The sequence below is a fragment of the Tropicimonas omnivorans genome, from assembly GCF_031846565.1.
Taxonomy (GTDB): Bacteria; Pseudomonadota; Alphaproteobacteria; order Rhodobacterales; family Rhodobacteraceae; genus Tropicimonas_B; species Tropicimonas_B omnivorans.
Map to the genome: position 1 here is coordinate 828,119 of NZ_JAVRHL010000003.1, position 15,477 is coordinate 843,595.

Sequence of the window (15,477 nt, forward strand, 5' to 3'; positions counted from 1 at the left end):
CTCCTGCGCTCTTACCAGCGACGTTCGAAGCGGCGTCTGAGCACGATCGCCAGCGTGTTCATGATCAGTAGGAAGACCAGCAGCACGATGATTGCACCGGAGGCCCTCTCGACGAAAGCGGGATCGGCGCGCTGGGTCCAGTTGTAGACCTGGACGGGCAGCGCGGAGGCGGGATCGAAGAAGCCGTCGGGCGGTCCCGCCGGGTAGTCCCGGACGAAGGCGACCATGCCGATCAGCAGGAGCGGCGCGGTTTCCCCGAGGGCCTGGGCGAGGCCGATGATCGTCCCCGTCAGGATGCCGGGCATCGCGAGCGGCAGCACGTGGTGGAAGACGGACTGCATCTTCGAGGCGCCGATCCCGAGCGCCGCGTCCCGGATGGACGGCGGAACCGCCTTCAGGGAGGCGCGGGTCGCGATGATGATCGTCGGAAGCGTCATCAGCGTCAGGACGAGGCCGCCGACGATGGGCGCCGATTGCGGCAGGCCGGCGAAGTTGATGAAGATCGCGAGGCCGAGGATACCGTAGACGATGGAGGGCACCGCCGCGAGATTCGAGATGTTCACCTCGATCACGTCGGTGAACCAGTTCTGCGGCGCGAATTCCTCGAGGTAGATCGAGGCGGCCACGCCGATCGGGAGCGCTAGGCACAGAACGATCAGCATCATGTAGAGCGAGCCGATGATCGCGACCCCTAGACCGGCCGCTTCGGGGCGGTTGTCGGAGGCGTCCGGCGCGGTGATGAAGGCCCAGTTGAAGTGGACGTTCAGGATCCCGGCGTCCTGCATGGCCTGGGCCAGCCGGATCTGGGCCGGCGAGACGTTGGAGTTCAGTTCGGCGGTGCGATCCGTCACGCGGCCCTTGAAGTAGCCGTCGATCCAGGAATTCGCGAGCACCTCGATCTCCACGGTCTGGCCGATGAGGTCTGGATCGGCGAGCACGCGGTCGCGGATCTGCGCCGAGGCTTCGGGAGAGATGATGCCGCGCGCCTCTTCCTCCGACAGCCCCTCGATCTCGATGCCGGCATTGCGGAACGTGTTCAGCACGGCATCGCGGATGATCGACGAATAGCCGAAGGTGGAGACCGAGGCGATGTCCTCGGGGTCGCGGTTGCCGCCCGGATCCAGCGTCTCGGCGGTGAGCGGCACGTCGAGCGTGACGTAGGCCTGACGGAAGGAGCTCAGACCCTGGCTGAGGATCGAGACCAGCAGGATGACGAGCGCGGCGAGGCCGACACCGATGGCCGCGAGACCGTAGGCGCGGAAACGGGCTTCGGCGGCGTTGCGGCGGCGCGTTCCCTTGTCCGCTGTCATCAGCGACGTCTGGCGACGCGCGGGCGCGGCTCCGGATGCGGTTGCATCGGTCATTCGTACTGTTCCCGGTACTTGCGGACGATGAAGAGGGCGAGGACGTTGAGCGCCAACGTGATGACGAAGAGCGTCAGGCCAAGCGCGAAGGCGACCAGCGTCTCGGGGCTGGCGAAATCGGTATCGCCGGTGAGCTGGCTGACGATCTTGACGGTGACGGTGGTCATCGCCTCGAAGGGGTTGATGGCCTCGGTCAATCCCTCGTTCAGGCGTGCGGCCGCGGCCCCTGCCCCGAGGACGACGATCATGGTCTCACCGATGGCGCGGGAGGCTGCCAGGAGGATCGCGCCCACGATGCCGGGGAGCGCTGCCGGAATGATCACCGAGCGGATCGTCTCGGAGGGCGTCGCACCGAGGCCGAGCGAGCCGTCCCGCATCGATTGCGGCACCGCGTTGATGATGTCGTCCGACAGCGAGGAGACGAAGGGGATCAGCATGATGCCCATGACCAGGCCCGCCGTCATCACCGATGAGGAGCTGTTGCCGAGGCCGAGGGGCTGCGCGAAGTAGTCCCTGAGCGCCGGGCCCACCGTGATCAGCGCGAAGAGGCCGTAGACGATGGTCGGGATGCCGGCGAGCACTTCGATCAGCGGCTTGGCGACGGCGCGCATCTTCGGCCCGGCATACTCGGAGAGATAGATTGCTGCGAAGAGCCCCACAGGAACCGCCACGAGAAGGGCGATGAAGGAGATGTAGAGCGTGCCCCAGAGCAGCGGAAGGATGCCGAGTTCGGAATTGCCGCGGAAGTCCGGGGACCAGGTGGTCGAGAAGAAGAATTCGCTCGCAGGGTACTGGCGGAAGAAGTTGATCGTCTCGAAGAGCATCGACAAAACGATGCCGAGCGTCGTCAGGATGGCGATGGAGGAGGCCAGGATCAGCAGCGCCAGGAGCCCGGTCTCGACCGCGTTCCGGGCGCGGAAGGTCGGCTTGATCCGGCGCAGGCCGAGCAGCAGGCCGCCGGCCGCCAGGGCGATCACCACGACGGCCATCCAGATCTGCGAGGCTGCGGCGAGGCCGCGATAGCGCTGCGCGGCGGCGAGCGTGCTCTCCGTGACGGAGGAGCCGAGCGAGATGCGCAGACCCATGAGACGGCCGGCCAGCGTATTGTCGGCGACGAGGTCGGACGCCTCGGTCGCGCTGAGGGCGCCGGAGGCGACCGCGGAGTCGAGGCCGGCCGCGAGGCGGCGCACGTCGGACATCAGGAGTGAGAGGCTGGAGCCCTCCTGCATTCCCTCGTCCACCAGCCCGGAGACCATGCCGTCGATCACGATCGGCGCGATCAGCATCCAGGCGGCGAGAACGAGAAGTGCGGGGACGACGGTCAGGATGAACGCGTTCCAGCCGTAGTAGGAGGGGAGCGAGTGCAGGCTGCGGTAATCATCACCGGCCGAACTCAGGGCGCGGGCGCGGCCGAGGACGTATCCGGCGGCGCCGAGCACGAGAACGATGGCAAGGATCCAGAATACGGGCATCGCGAACCTGTCGGGAAAAGGGGAAGCCGGCGAAACCGGCGAGACGCGCGGGGACACACGCCCCGGTCGAAAGGTGCGGGAGGCTCCGAAGAGCCCCCCGCGAAGCGCGAAGCTTACATGTTCTCGGACATGGTCACTTCGTCGGCGATCTGCTGCTGGGTCTGCTCCAGCTCGGGATCGGCGACGAGGCCGTAGTTGGAGAGCGGGCCGTTCGGGCCGGCGACTTCGTTGGACACGAAGAACTCGGCATAGTCCTTCAGGCCCGGGATGACGCCCATGTGCGCCTTCTTGATGTAGAAGTAGAGCGGGCGGGAGACCGGGTAATCACCGGAGGAGATCGTCTCGGTGGAGGGCTCGACACCGCCCATCGTGGCGACCTTCAGCAGGTCGGTGTTGTTCTCGTAGAACGCCAGGCCGAACACGCCGAGGCCGTTGGGGTTGCTCTCGATGCGGGCGAGGGTCTCGGTGTAGTCGCCGTCGATGTCCACGGCCACGCCGTCGGTCCGGATGGACATGCAGGCATCTTCGGCTGCATCTTCGTCGCCGCCGTTGATCTCGAGGATCTGGTCGTAGGCGCCGCTGTCTTCGCAGCCCTGGAGGATGACCTTCTCTTCGAACACTTCACGCGTGCCGTGCTTGGTGCCGGGGATGAAGGCCTGGATCTCGACATCGGGGAGCGCGCCGTCGACATCGGCCCAGGTGCTGTTCGGGTTGGAGGCCATCTCGCCGTCCATCGGAAGCTCGGCGGCCATCGCGTTGTACCACTGGGCCGGCTCGAAGGCGGTGAACTCGGGGCCGTCGATCTGGCTGGCGAAGACGATGCCGTCATAGCCGATCCGGACTTCCATGATGTCGGTGACGCCGGCGGCGGCACAGGCTTCGATCTCGCTTTCGCGGATCGCGCGGGAGGCGTTGGCGATGTCGATGGTGTTCTCGCCGACGCCTTCGCAGAAGCGCTTCAGACCGGCGGAGGAGCCACCGGATTCGACGACCGGCGTCGGATAATCAAAGTTCTCGCCGAAGGCTTCGGCGACGATGGAGGCGTAGGGCAGAACGGTGGACGAACCGGCGATCTGCACCTGCTCGCGCCCTTGGGCGGACACGGCGGTGGCGGAGACGGCAGCGAGGGCCAGCGTCGAGACAGTCAGCTTGGCGAGAGACATGTATGTCCTCCTTTGAATACTGTGGCAGGCTACCCCAGGCAGCCTCGGGGAGCCGTCTATGCTCCGGATGCTGGCCTTTTGTGACAGCCGTGTAACAGTTAGATGACAATGCGGAAGTTCGGCTGATTTATTAAGACGCCCCTGCCCTGCGGCATCGCAGCGGGACGGGCCATGGTCCGGATTGACGCGGAATCTGGCGATCTCCGCGCGCCTGAAGGCCCGCAGAATCGTGGCTCTTCCGTGATGGCGGCAGCTCCCGGATCCGGTTGTAACGACGATGGTTCCGCGCGCGGCGGCCCGCCCGCGTAGGTCATGGCGGCGCATACCGGCGCGGGTCCCTCGGCGCGAAGACCGGACGGCGCGCCCCCCCGGGGCGCCTCAGGCGGCTGGCAGGAGAATCGTGAACGTGGCGCCCTCGCCCGGTGCACTTTCGATCCGGAACCGGCCGCGGTGCCGGGAGACGATGTGCTTGACGATGGCAAGGCCGAGGCCGGTGCCGCCCTGTTCCCGGCTGCGATGCGTGTCCACGCGGTAGAAGCGCTCGGTCAGACGGGGGATGTGAATGGGGTCGAACCCTTCGCCCTTGTCGATCACGTCGAGCTGAACGCCGGGACCGCGGAACACCGCCTCGCGCTCCCGAAGGGATAGCCGGATCGTCACCTCCCCGCCCGACGCGCCGTACTTGATCGCGTTCTCGACGAGGTTGAGGACGATCTGCTGGAGCTGGTCGGGGTCGCCCATCACGTCGAAGGCGCTCGTCTCCAGCCCTTCCTCCGTCTCGAGCCGCAACACGACATCCGCGGCATCGGCCATGGGGCGCACCGCATTCACCACCGTTCCCGCGATCTCCCGCAGGGACAGCTTCTCGGTCGGGCGGAGGCGTTCCGTCGTTTCCACGCGTGACAGCGACAGAAGGTCCGAGACGAGGCGGTTCATCCGCGCCGCCTCCTTCTCCATGATCTCGAGGAACCTGTCCCGCGCGGCGGCATCTTCCCGCGCCGGGCCACGCAGCGTCTCGATGAAGCCCAGAAGGGCGGTCAAGGGCGTCTTCAGCTCGTGACTGACATTGGTCACGAAATCCCGCCGCATCTGACCGGCATGCTCGACGTCGGTCACGTCCTCGAAGGACAGCATCATGCCACCGTCCCCGCGCACCGGGATGGCGGAGACGCGCCACGTCCCCTCCCGGCTGTCACCGGTGTAGAAGCGCGCGGTGCCGGGCCGGTCGCCCTTCAGAACCGCGTCGATGGCATCGAGCACGGCGGGATTGCGCAGCACGGTGGCGTAGTGCCGGCCGATCCCGGCCACACGGAAAAGCTCGCTCGCCCGCGCGTTCATCGCGGCGATGCGCATGTCCGCCCCGATCAGGACGAGCGGCTGCGGGATCGCATCTAGGGCGGCGGCGGTCTGCTCTGGGCTCATGGGAGCGCGGGGGTCAGGTTTCGGTCAACTCGGCCCGGAAGCGCTCGGCGTTCTGCCGGTAATACGCCGTCCCGGCCGTCATCCGCTTCAGCGCCGCCTCGTCGATCTGGCGGACGACCTTGCCCGGCGCGCCCATGACGAGGCTGCCGGGCGGGATCTCCTTGCCCTCCGTCACCAGGGCCCCTGCCCCGATCAGGCTGCCAGCGCCGATCACGGCCCCGTTCAGGATCGTCGCGCCCATGCCGATCAGGCAATCCTCGCCGATTGTGCAGCCGTGCAGCATTGCCTTGTGGCCGATGGTGACATTGGGGCCAACGTCGAGCGGGAAGCCGATATCGGTGTGCATCACCACGTTTTCCTGCACGTTCGAGCCCTCGCCGATGACGATGGGCTCGTTGTCCCCCCGCAGCGTCGCGCCGAACCAGACGGAAGCGCCGGCCTTCAGAACGATGGCGCCGATCACGTTGGCATCGGGCGCGACCCAGGCCGTTTCGGCAATCTCGGGGCGCAGCTCGCCCAGGGCGTAGACCGTCATGACTGAAGCTCCTCGAATTCGTGGTTGAGCCGGCGGACGATATCGACGAGATCCGGCTGCTGGGACAGGCGCATCCGCTCGGCCTGCACGATCGTCTTAAGCTTCGACTCGGTCTCGTCCAGATCATCGTTCACTAGGACATAATCGTATTCCGGCCAGTGGCTGATCTCGTCCCGGCTCTTCTTCATCCGCCCGGAGATCACCTCGTCCGTGTCCTGGGCGCGGCTCCTGAGACGCCGCTCCAGTTCCGGGATGGAGGGGGGCAGGATGAACAGCGAGAGCGTGTGCTTGCCGAGGACGGAGTTGCGGATCTGCTGGCCGCCCTGCCAGTCGATGTCGAACAGGACATCGCGTCCGGCGCTGATCGCCTCTTCGACGGGTTGCCTCGGCGAGCCGTAGAAGTGCCCGAAGACCTCGGCGTGTTCCAGCATGTCCCCGCGCGCGACCACCTCCTCGAACGCCTCGCGGCTGCGGAAGAAATACTCCCGGCCCTCCACTTCACCCTCGCGCGGGGCGCGGGTCGTCGCGGAGACCGAGAAGGACAGGTCGGGATCCCATCGCATGAGGCGCCGCGCCAGCGTCGATTTTCCGGCGCCGGACGGCGACGAGAGAATGATGAGCAAGCCGCGGCGGTTCACCATGGGTCGATTGTCTCCGAGATCCTGGCCGTGCCTCGACGGGCCGGCCGGTCCCGGTTCCACCATGCGCCGGGCAAGGTCAAGTCTCGGGGGAACGGCTGTGCCATCCCTGCCCCGCGCGCCCGCGACAGCACGCATCGGTTAACCAGGGGTCAAGAAAAGGCGTGAATTTAAGTGAAACTCCGGCGCATTAAGAAGTCGGTAAGAATTGCGACTTTAACGTTAGCGCGAGCTTAATTTGCAGGGCGCGTGATCCGATGGTCTCAATTCGCGAAACACCCACCACGGCGTCGTCGGACTCCGGGGGTCGGTTCAGAATGGGGTCAGACATGACGCGTGACGAGACCAGGAACGGGCAAGACGCCAAGATCGTCTCGCTCAGCAGCATGATGCCGAGGGAGAACCGTTTCTCTGCCATCAGCGCCGTCGAAGCCTACTGGAGGGAGATCCGGGCATCGCGTCCGGTGCCGTTCCGGTCGGAGATCGACCCCCGCCGGATCGAGGACGCCCTCGAATATGCTTTCATCCTGGAGCGGATCGCGCCGGGCATCGCGCGCTTCCGCCTCGCCGGCATGCACCTGAGCGATCTGATGGGGATGGAGGTGCGCGGCATGCCCCTGACGGCGATGTTCATGCCGGAAGCCCGGCGCCCCGTCTCGGACACGCTGGAGCGGGTCTTTACCGGTCCGGCCGCGGCGACGCTCACCATGGCGGGGCAGCGCGGCCCCGGACGCCCCCAACTCGATGCCAGGCTGCTCCTCCTGCCGCTCAGGAGCGACATGGGAGACATCACCCGCGTTCTCGGTTGCCTTGTGAGCGAGGGGCCGTTGGGTCGCGCGCCGCGCCGGTTCGAACTGCGCCAGACGCAAATTTCCCCCATCGTCATGCGCGACGACGGCGACCGGACGGGCGGCTCGCCACCGGTCGCCCCTCGCGCGACGGCGCAAGGCCGCGTGAGTGATGCGACGCCGGAGCGGCCCGGCAGGAAAAGCGTGCGGGGGATGGCCGAGGGGTTCATGCCCTATCGCCGGAGCGAGTCGCTCAGACGACCCGACGTCCCGTCTGGCGCGACCCGCGTCGAACGGGATGGCCGGCCGTCGCTCTACGTCGTGGAGGGCGGCGCCGACTGACGGCGCTCTTCCCTACGCTTTCGTCGGCCAGGGGCCCGCCGCACCGCGTGAAACGGATCTTCGGCGCTGCCACGGACCATGTCTGGCCCGCGGATCGGGCGGCTCGGAAGGCCGAGACGTGGAGCGCCGAAGAGCCGGTCAGTTCCAAAGCGGCTTCCGGACGACGACGCCGCCTTCCAGCCCACCGCCAACGCGGTTTTCCGTCCCGAAACGAATCACCCCCGCCGGATGAGGCGGGGGTGAAAGACATCGGTCTTGTGGCGAAGCGCCCGTCCGGTGACTACGCCGAGGCGCGCGCAGCCTCGCGGGCGGTGGTCAGCTCCTCGGCCACGAGGAACGCCAGTTCCAGCGACTGGGACGCGTTGAGGCGCGGATCGCAGGCCGTGTGATACCGGCTCGACAGATCCTCGTCCGTGACGGCCCGAACGCCGCCGGTGCATTCGGTCACGTCCTGCCCGGTCATCTCGAAATGGACACCGCCCGGAACGCTCGCCTCGTCCCGGTGCACCGCGAAGAATTCGCGCACTTCGGACAGAACCCGGTCGAAGGGCCGGGTCTTGTAGCCCGACTCGCTCTTGATCGTGTTGCCATGCATCGGATCGCAGACCCAGACCACGTTCGCCCCCTCGGACCTCACCGTTTCGATGAGGCGCGGCAGGTGGTCGGCCACCTTGCCGGCGCCGAAACGGGCGATGAGCGTGAGACGTCCGGCCTCGTTCTGCGGGTTCAGCGTGGCGAGGAGGCGCTTCAGGTCCTCCGTATCCATCGTTGGACCGCATTTCAGGCCGATCGGGTTCGACACGCCGCGGCAGAACTCGACATGGGCGCCGTCGGGCTGGCGCGTGCGGTCCCCGATCCAGATCATGTGGCCGGAGCCGGCAATGGTCGCACCGGTGGTGCTGTCGACCCGCGTCAGGGATTCCTCGTATTCCAGCAGGAGCGCCTCGTGGGAGGTGTAGAAGTCTACCGAGGAGAGCGCGTCAATATTTTCGCCGCTCAGGCCGGCGGCGCTCATGAAGTCGAGCGCGTCGGCGATCCGGTTGGACAGGTCGCGGTAGGCCAGCGCCTTGTCTTCCTCGGCAAAGCCCGTGGTCCAGCTGTGAACGCGGTGGATGTCGGCGAAACCGCCCGTTGAAAAGGCACGGAGCAGATTCAGCGTCGCGGCCGCCTGGGTGTAGCCCTGCAGCATCTTCGCGGGGTCCGGGATCCGGGCCTCGGGAGTGAAGTCGAGATCGTTGACGATGTCGCCGCGGTAGGACGGCAGCTCGACACCGTTCACCGTCTCCGTCGGGGCGGAGCGCGGCTTGGCGAACTGACCGGCCATGCGCCCGACCTTCACCACCGGCACCTTCGCGCCATAGGTCAGGATCACCGCCATCTGCAGCATGACCTTGAACGTGTCGCGGATCTGGTCGGCGCTGAACTGGCCGAAACTCTCGGCGCAGTCGCCGCCCTGAAGCAGGAACGCCTCCCCGCGGGAGGCCTTGGCCAGCTCCGCCTTCAAGCGGCGCGCTTCGCCGGCAAAGACGAGCGGCGGATACTTGGAAAGCTGGCCTTCCACGGCCCGCACGGCATCCTGATCGGGATAATCCGGCATCTGCACGCGGGGTTTCGAACGCCAGTCGGTCTTGCTCCAGCTCATCTTGGTCGCCTCTTTCATCCTTCCCCGCCAGAGGCGCGGGGTGGCCGTCCTTATAGGCGGCAGGGCGCGTCAGTCCAACGCCGAATCCCGCCCGCCCTGGCGCCGCGGCGCACCGAAGTGTCGTGGTTGCTCTTGCGGAAGGCTGGTTTTGGTGAGAGCGATTGCGAAGCGCGACAGAGAAATGAGCCCGCGATGGACAATCGTACCACCGCCTCCTCCCCCCGCTCGATGCGGGATCCGGCCCCCGGGCCCGGAGGCGGTATTCGCCGGTTCGTCTTTCTTCTGGTCCCGGATTTCACGCTGCTGTCGTTTGCCTGCGCCATCGAGCCCCTGCGTCTGGCCAACAGGATCACCGGAGAGCAGCTCTACAAGTGGATCACGGTGTCCGAGGACGGGGCGCCCGTCGCCTGCTCCAACGGGGCGGAGATCTCGGTGAACGGCGATCTCGCTGAACTGATGCGGGACGACACGATCCTCGTGTGCAGCGGCGCCAACGTGCAGGATCACACGAACCGCAAACTGCTGAACTGGATCCGCCGGGAGGCGCGGCGCGGCGCGGCGCTTGGCGGGCTCTGCACGGGCGCGCATCTTCTGGCCGATGCGGGATTGCTCGACGGCAGGCGCGCGACGATCCACTGGGAAAACCAGGACAGTTTCGCCGAGGCCTTCGAGGAGGTGACGCTGACCAAGGCGGTCTTCACGGTGGATGGCCCGCGGATGACCAGCGCCGGCGGGACCTCCTCCCTCGATCTGATGCTGAAGGTCATTGCCGACGATCACGGGGAGGCGATCGCGGGCGCCGTGGCGGATCAGCTGATCTACTCCTCGATCCGCACCGATCAGGACACGCAGCGCCTGTCCGTGCCCACGCGCATCGGCGTGCGGCATCCCAAGCTTGCGGTCGTCATCCAGGTCATGGAGAGCAATCTCGAGGAGCCGATCTCGCCGGCCCGTCTGGCCAAGGATGCGGGTCTCTCCACGCGGCAGCTCGAGCGTTTGTTCCGGCGCTATCTCGGCCGATCTCCCAAGCGCTATTACATGGAGCTGCGGCTCCAGAAGGCGCGGAACCTGCTCATGCAGACCGATATGAGCGTGATCAACGTGGCCCTCGTCTGCGGCTTCACCTCGCCGTCGCACTTTTCCAAGTGCTACCGCGCGCAATACCAGACGACGCCCTATCGCGAGCGCGGCGCCCGGTCGAGCCGGAGCGGCGCCGAGTAGCTCTCAGAACTTCGACAGGATCGCGTCCGGTACGCTGTTGAGCGCGAAGCTGACGACGACGAGCCCGTCCTCCTTCCGGTGCAGCAGCGCGTAGAAGAAGGCGTAGCTCTCGTCGGTCCAGAAGGCCCGCGCCTCCTGGACGAACCCGCCCTCCATCTCCTCGGCTTTCAGAAGCGACATTCCCGTAAAGTCCTTCGGAAAGCTCGCCCGAAGCTGGGCAACCGCCTCCTCGAGCTGGCCCGGAGCGTAATCGTCCGCCCCGTCCAGCCGCCGCGTGAGGCCCTCGAAATCCCGCGCCGAGATGGCCGTATCGACGAAGGCCGCATAGGCCGCGTGATCCGCGAAGACGCCGGGCTCCTCGGCGGCGGCCGCAAGCGGAACGGCACAGGCACCGGCGAACAGGATGGCGCGGTTCATGTCGGACGTTCCCCCTCAGGACTTTCCCCGAGACTGCCACGGAGACCCTGCGCCTTGATAGACGATTCGCCGGACGGCTCGCAGCGCTTCGGCCCCCGCGCCGGACGGTCTCTCGGCAGTCCGCCCCAGCACGGGACTTCCCATCCTCGATCAATCGGTTAGGCTGTGGCGGAATAACGCAATACCAGGGAGAGAAACCATCATGCGTCTTCTGATGACCACGGCCATCGCGAGCCTCGCCTTCGCCGGGGCGGCCGCCGCCCAGGACAACGAGGTCAAGCTGGGCATCCTCTTCGGCTTCACCGGGCCCATCGAATCGCTGACGCCGAACATGGCGTCCGGCGCCGAGCTTGCCATGTCGGAAGTGACCGAGGCCGGCACCTTCATGGACGGCGCCACCGTCACCCCCGTGCGCGCCGATTCCACCTGCATCGACAGCGCCGCCGCAACGGCCGCCGCCGAGCGCATGATCACCTCTGACGGCATTTCCGGCCTCGTCGGCGCGGATTGCTCCGGCGTCACGGGCGCGGTGCTCTCGAACGTCGCGCTGCCGAACGGCATGGTGATGATCTCCCCCTCGGCCACGTCGCCGGCCCTGTCCGACACCGAGGATGACGGCCTGTTCTTCCGCACCGCGCCCTCCGACGCGCGCCAGGGTCAGATCATGTCCGACATCCTGATGGAGAACGATATCTCCACCGTCGCGCTGACCTATACGAACAACGATTACGGCAAGGGTCTCGCCGACAGCTTCCAGGCCGCCTACGAGGCCGCCGGCGGCACCGTGACCACCTCCGCGCCCCATGAGGACGGAAAGGGCGACTACTCCGCCGAGATCGGGACCCTGGCCGCAGCCGGCGGCGATGCGCTCGTCGTTGCGGGCTACGTCGACCAGGGCGGCGCCGGCATCGTCCGCGCCGCGCTCGACCAGGGCGCCTTCGACATGTTCCACTTCCCCGACGGGATGATCGGCGACTCGCTCACCGACCAGTTCGGCGACGAGATCGAGGGCTCCCGTGGCCAGCGCGCCGGCAATGACAGCCCCGGCGGAGAGCAGTTCGTGGAACTCGTGGGCGATGCATTCGACGGCACCTCGACCTATGCCGGCGAGAGCTACGACGCCGCCGCGCTGATCCTGCTCGCGATGCAGGCCGCCGGCTCCAGCGATCCCGCCGATTACAAGGGCGAGATCGAGGGCATCGCGAACGCGCCGGGTGAAATGATCTACCCGGGCGATCTCGGCCGCGCGATGGAGCTGCTCGCCGCCGGCGAGGAGATCGACTACGTCGGCGCCACCGCGGTCGAGCTGATCGAGGGCGGCGAGAGCGCCGGCAACTTCGAGGAGCTGATCGTCGAAGGCGGCGAGCTCACCACGGTCGGCTACCGCTGATCTGCATCTGAAACGGACGGGGGCGGCCGCCATGCGCCGCCCCCTTCCCACTGGACGGCACGCAAACGGCGGGGCAAGACGCCATCCGCAGACGCAAGCCGCAAGGGGCGCCCGAGAGATGTCATCCAAGACCGACCGGCCGATGATCGAGGTCAGGGACCTCCACCGCCATTTCGGCGGCTTTCACGCCGTCGACGGCGCCTCGCTGTCGATCGACAAGGGCACGATCACCGGTCTGATCGGCCCGAACGGCGCCGGCAAGTCGACCCTCTTCAACGTGATCGCCGGGGTCCTGCCGCCGACCTCCGGACAGGTCCTGATGGAGGGTGAGGAGATCACCGGCCTCAAGCCGCACGAGCTGTTCGACCGGGGCCTTCTGCGCACCTTCCAGATCGCCCACGAATTCCACTCGATGACCGTGCGCGAGAACCTGATGATGGTGCCTCCCGGTCAGACCGGAGAGACCCTCTGGAATACGTGGTTCTCCCGCAAGCAGATCGCCGCCGAAGAGGCCGCGCTCCGCGACAAGGCGGACGAGGTGCTCGATTTCCTGACCATCTCCCACCTCGCCGATGAGCGGGCCGGGAACCTCTCCGGCGGCCAGAAGAAGCTTCTGGAACTGGGCCGGACGATGATGGTCGACGCGCGTGTGGTCTTTCTCGACGAGGTCGGCGCCGGGGTGAACCGAACGCTTCTGGGCACGATCGGTGACGCCATCGTGCGCCTCAACAAGGAGCGCGGCTACACCTTCTGCCTGATCGAGCACGACATGGATTTCATCGGCCGGCTGTGCGACCCCGTCATCGTCATGGCCGAGGGGCACGTCCTTGCCGAGGGCAGCGCGGAGGAGGTCATGGCCAACGAGCAGGTGATCGAGGCCTACCTGGGCACCGGTCTCAAGAACAAGGGGGCGGCATGAGCAGGGCGGCAGAGGCACAGGTCGCCGAGGTGGCGCAGGATCCCGTTCTCATCGGGGAAGGCATGACCGGCGGCTATGGCCGCGGCGCCGATATCCTGCACGGCTGCACCATCGCCGTGGAGCGCGGAAAGATCGCCGTGATCGTCGGCCCCAACGGCGCCGGAAAGTCGACCGCGATGAAGGCCGTCTTCGGCATGCTGAACATCCGCGAAGGCTCCGTGCGTCTCGGGGGGAAGGATATCACCGCCCTCTCCCCCCAGGCCCGTGTGGCACAGGGCATGGCCTTCGTTCCGCAGGTTCGGAACATCTTCCCCTCGCTGTCGGTCGAGGAGAACCTGGACATGGGTGCTTTCCTTCGGCGGGACGATATCTCGGAGACCAAGGCCCAGATCTTCGACCTCTTTCCCATCCTCAAGGACAAGCGCCGGCAGGCCGCCGGGGAACTGTCCGGCGGGCAGCGGCAGCAGGTGGCGGTCGGACGCGCGCTGATGACGCGCCCCGAAGTCCTGATGCTCGACGAGCCCACGGCCGGCGTTTCTCCCATCGTGATGGACGAGCTCTTCGACCGGATCATCGAGGTCGCCCGCACCGGCATCTCGATCCTCATGGTCGAGCAGAACGCGCGGCAGGCTCTCGAAATCGCGGATGTGGGCTACGTTCTCGTTCAGGGCGCCAATGCCCATACCGGGACGGGCGCCGAGTTGCTGTCCGATCCGGTGGTCAGGCGGAGTTTCCTCGGAGGGTAGTCATGGTTCGCGCCGCGTTCGTCTGTGTCCTGTTCGGTTTGGCTACCTCGTCCGGTCCGCTGCACGCGCTCGATCTCGACTGTACCACCATCGGATCCTGCAACGACGACCTGACGTGCCGCGAATCGGCCGACCCGTTCAGACTGCGGCAGACCGAAGACGGCCACGAGTTCTGGTTTGTCGACACCTCCCGCTTCCCCGCGACGGAAACCGTCAAGGAAGGCCTGCGCATCTTCACGTCGGATGCCAGGCCCGAAAGCCAGCAGCGCCTCACGATCGCCGAGAATCTCATGGCCAGCTACTCGGTCGTCTATTATGGATATGGTCGACTTTATTCGACGCAGACCGCCCTCAACTGCCGGAAGGTGGACCCGTGACCCGTCTTGTTCGTCTTGTTCCAGTTCTGTTTCTGGCGATGGCCGCCGTCCCCGTCGCGGCGGAGGATATCTCCTGCACGCTGAGCCGCGCCTGCGTGGCCGGCGAGGGCTGCGGACAGCCTGACGCGAGCGGGCTGACCGTTGCGGGGTGGGACGGCGCCTCCCCCGCGATCCGCGTTGGAGGCGACACCCTGCCCGCCAATGTCTCACGTCAGGGCGGCGCCATCGTGGCCAGTGCCGGCGGCGCCGAGGCGCGGGTGGAATCGAACGGCATGCTCCTCTTTCGCCGCATCACGACGCGCGATGGAGCGCGCACCGTGACCGATTATACCGGACGCTGCGACCGCTGATCGTCGGGCCCGCCCGTCGGCCTCTTCGTTTCCGATCTGTCGTCTGAGGCCCCGTTCGAGGCAGAATTTGCGCAAATGATGACCTGTTTCGCAATATCCCTGCCCGGCGGGCGGTGCGGAGCACGCTGTTAAGCACATATTGGGACGTTGGCGGCAATACTTCCCCCCATGACATGCCGAGCCGGATGACCCGGCGGTGCAGCAAGGGGTAGAACGGCCATGATCCTTTCGACTTTCCTCGCCTTTTTCCTGTCTCCCTTCACCATGAGCGAGGGCCTCGAAGCCCGCTGCGTCTTTCCGGGCACCCATCCCGAGATGGCGCCTGTCATGGTGAGTGTCGAAGCGCCCACCGACCGCTGGAGCCAGTCCCTGACGCCCACGCTCCACATCGCCCTGCCGGACGGCACCCGCGTGCGCGGCCGCGCGCAGCAACTGGCCGCGACAAAGACCCCGGACATGGTGATCCGCGCGAAAGGCCCCCGGGAGATGCGCCTGACGATGTCCCTCTCCGCGTCCGGCCGGGCCCTGCTGCTGCGCCGCTGGGGAGACGAGGCGGCCGAAGAGACGCTGATCGTCGACAATCGCCCGGGCCGCTGCACCGGCCATGCCCAGCTTCTCGCGGAGATCCTGCGCGGCTGACACGTGATGCATCGCTCCCACACCCGCGCGCCTTGACGTCGCGCGCGGGCCT

The 15,477-nt window shown here is 66.9% G+C and carries 16 protein-coding genes; 8 read left to right on the top strand and 8 right to left on the bottom strand.

Annotated elements, in window-relative coordinates; translation table 11 throughout:
• Positions 1 to 11: 11 nt before the first annotated feature.
• From pstA to gmk, 6 genes are all read right to left on the bottom strand, one after another.
• Positions 12 to 1,364 carry a phosphate ABC transporter permease PstA gene (gene pstA / locus RM543_RS14555; protein ID WP_311692880.1) on the bottom strand — a complete coding sequence of 451 codons (1,353 nt, stop codon included), beginning with the start codon at positions 1,362 to 1,364 and terminating at the stop codon, positions 12 to 14.
• Positions 1,361 to 2,836: a phosphate ABC transporter permease subunit PstC gene (gene pstC, locus RM543_RS14560; RefSeq protein ID WP_311692882.1), complete on the bottom strand. Its 1,476-nt coding sequence runs from the start codon at positions 2,834 to 2,836 to the stop codon at positions 1,361 to 1,363. Before pstC ends, pstA begins: the two co-directional genes overlap by 4 nt.
• 113 nt (positions 2,837 to 2,949) lie before the next feature.
• Positions 2,950 to 3,999 carry a substrate-binding domain-containing protein gene (locus RM543_RS14565; protein ID WP_311692884.1) on the bottom strand — a complete coding sequence of 350 codons (1,050 nt, stop codon included), beginning with the start codon at positions 3,997 to 3,999 and terminating at the stop codon, positions 2,950 to 2,952.
• A 378-nt stretch (positions 4,000 to 4,377) separates the two neighbouring features.
• Positions 4,378 to 5,421, bottom strand: coding sequence for a sensor histidine kinase (locus tag RM543_RS14570; RefSeq protein WP_311692886.1), 1,044 nt, complete (start codon positions 5,419 to 5,421; stop codon positions 4,378 to 4,380).
• Positions 5,422 to 5,434: 13 nt separating this feature from the next.
• A complete protein-coding gene (locus tag RM543_RS14575) occupies positions 5,435 to 5,956 on the bottom strand; it encodes a gamma carbonic anhydrase family protein (protein WP_311692888.1) in 522 nt (173 codons plus the stop codon).
• Complete coding sequence (gmk, locus tag RM543_RS14580; protein WP_432280470.1) at positions 5,953 to 6,597, bottom strand: guanylate kinase; 645 nt, start codon at positions 6,595 to 6,597, stop codon at positions 5,953 to 5,955. Before gmk ends, RM543_RS14575 begins: the two co-directional genes overlap by 4 nt.
• Before the next feature lie 326 nt (positions 6,598 to 6,923).
• Here gmk and RM543_RS14585 point away from each other — a divergent pair, with 326 nt between their 5' ends.
• Positions 6,924 to 7,724 carry a PAS domain-containing protein gene (locus RM543_RS14585; RefSeq protein ID WP_311692890.1) on the top strand — a complete coding sequence of 267 codons (801 nt, stop codon included), beginning with the start codon at positions 6,924 to 6,926 and terminating at the stop codon, positions 7,722 to 7,724.
• 280 nt (positions 7,725 to 8,004) lie between these two features.
• On the opposite strand, the gene RM543_RS14590 is transcribed toward RM543_RS14585, so the two are convergent.
• Entirely contained in the window at positions 8,005 to 9,366 is a 1,362-nt protein-coding gene (locus RM543_RS14590; protein ID WP_311692892.1) for a class II 3-deoxy-7-phosphoheptulonate synthase, read from the bottom strand.
• A gap of 228 nt (positions 9,367 to 9,594) precedes the next feature.
• Here RM543_RS14590 and RM543_RS14595 point away from each other — a divergent pair, with 228 nt between their 5' ends.
• Entirely contained in the window at positions 9,595 to 10,587 is a 993-nt protein-coding gene (locus RM543_RS14595) for a GlxA family transcriptional regulator (protein WP_311693372.1), read from the top strand.
• A 3-nt stretch (positions 10,588 to 10,590) separates the two neighbouring features.
• Here RM543_RS14595 and RM543_RS14600 read toward each other — a convergent pair whose 3' ends face one another.
• Positions 10,591 to 11,004 (bottom strand): hypothetical protein, encoded by a 414-nt coding sequence (locus tag RM543_RS14600; RefSeq protein WP_311692894.1) that lies wholly within the window; start codon positions 11,002 to 11,004, stop codon positions 10,591 to 10,593.
• Positions 11,005 to 11,206: 202 nt separating this feature from the next.
• Here RM543_RS14600 and RM543_RS14605 point away from each other — a divergent pair, with 202 nt between their 5' ends.
• The 6 genes from RM543_RS14605 to RM543_RS14630 all read left to right on the top strand — a co-directional run bounded on the left by RM543_RS14605 (position 11,207) and on the right by RM543_RS14630 (position 15,425).
• The gene (locus tag RM543_RS14605; RefSeq protein ID WP_311692896.1) at positions 11,207 to 12,394 is read left to right on the top strand and encodes an ABC transporter substrate-binding protein; all 1,188 of its coding nucleotides are present in this window, start codon (positions 11,207 to 11,209) and stop codon (positions 12,392 to 12,394) included.
• 142 nt (positions 12,395 to 12,536) lie between these two features.
• Positions 12,537 to 13,313, top strand: coding sequence for an ABC transporter ATP-binding protein (locus tag RM543_RS14610; protein ID WP_311693374.1), 777 nt, complete (start codon positions 12,537 to 12,539; stop codon positions 13,311 to 13,313).
• Positions 13,310 to 14,059 carry an ABC transporter ATP-binding protein gene (locus RM543_RS14615; protein WP_311692898.1) on the top strand — a complete coding sequence of 250 codons (750 nt, stop codon included), beginning with the start codon at positions 13,310 to 13,312 and terminating at the stop codon, positions 14,057 to 14,059. The genes RM543_RS14610 and RM543_RS14615 overlap by 4 nt, the downstream gene beginning before the upstream one ends.
• 2 nt (positions 14,060 to 14,061) lie before the next feature.
• Entirely contained in the window at positions 14,062 to 14,436 is a 375-nt protein-coding gene (locus RM543_RS14620) for a hypothetical protein (protein ID WP_311692900.1), read from the top strand.
• Positions 14,433 to 14,786: a hypothetical protein gene (locus tag RM543_RS14625; protein ID WP_311692902.1), complete on the top strand. Its 354-nt coding sequence runs from the start codon at positions 14,433 to 14,435 to the stop codon at positions 14,784 to 14,786. Before RM543_RS14620 ends, RM543_RS14625 begins: the two co-directional genes overlap by 4 nt.
• Positions 14,787 to 15,005: 219 nt before the next feature.
• Positions 15,006 to 15,425, top strand: a complete 420-nt coding sequence (locus tag RM543_RS14630; protein ID WP_311692904.1) for a hypothetical protein — start codon at positions 15,006 to 15,008, stop codon at positions 15,423 to 15,425.
• The last annotated feature ends 52 nt before the right edge of the window (positions 15,426 to 15,477 follow it).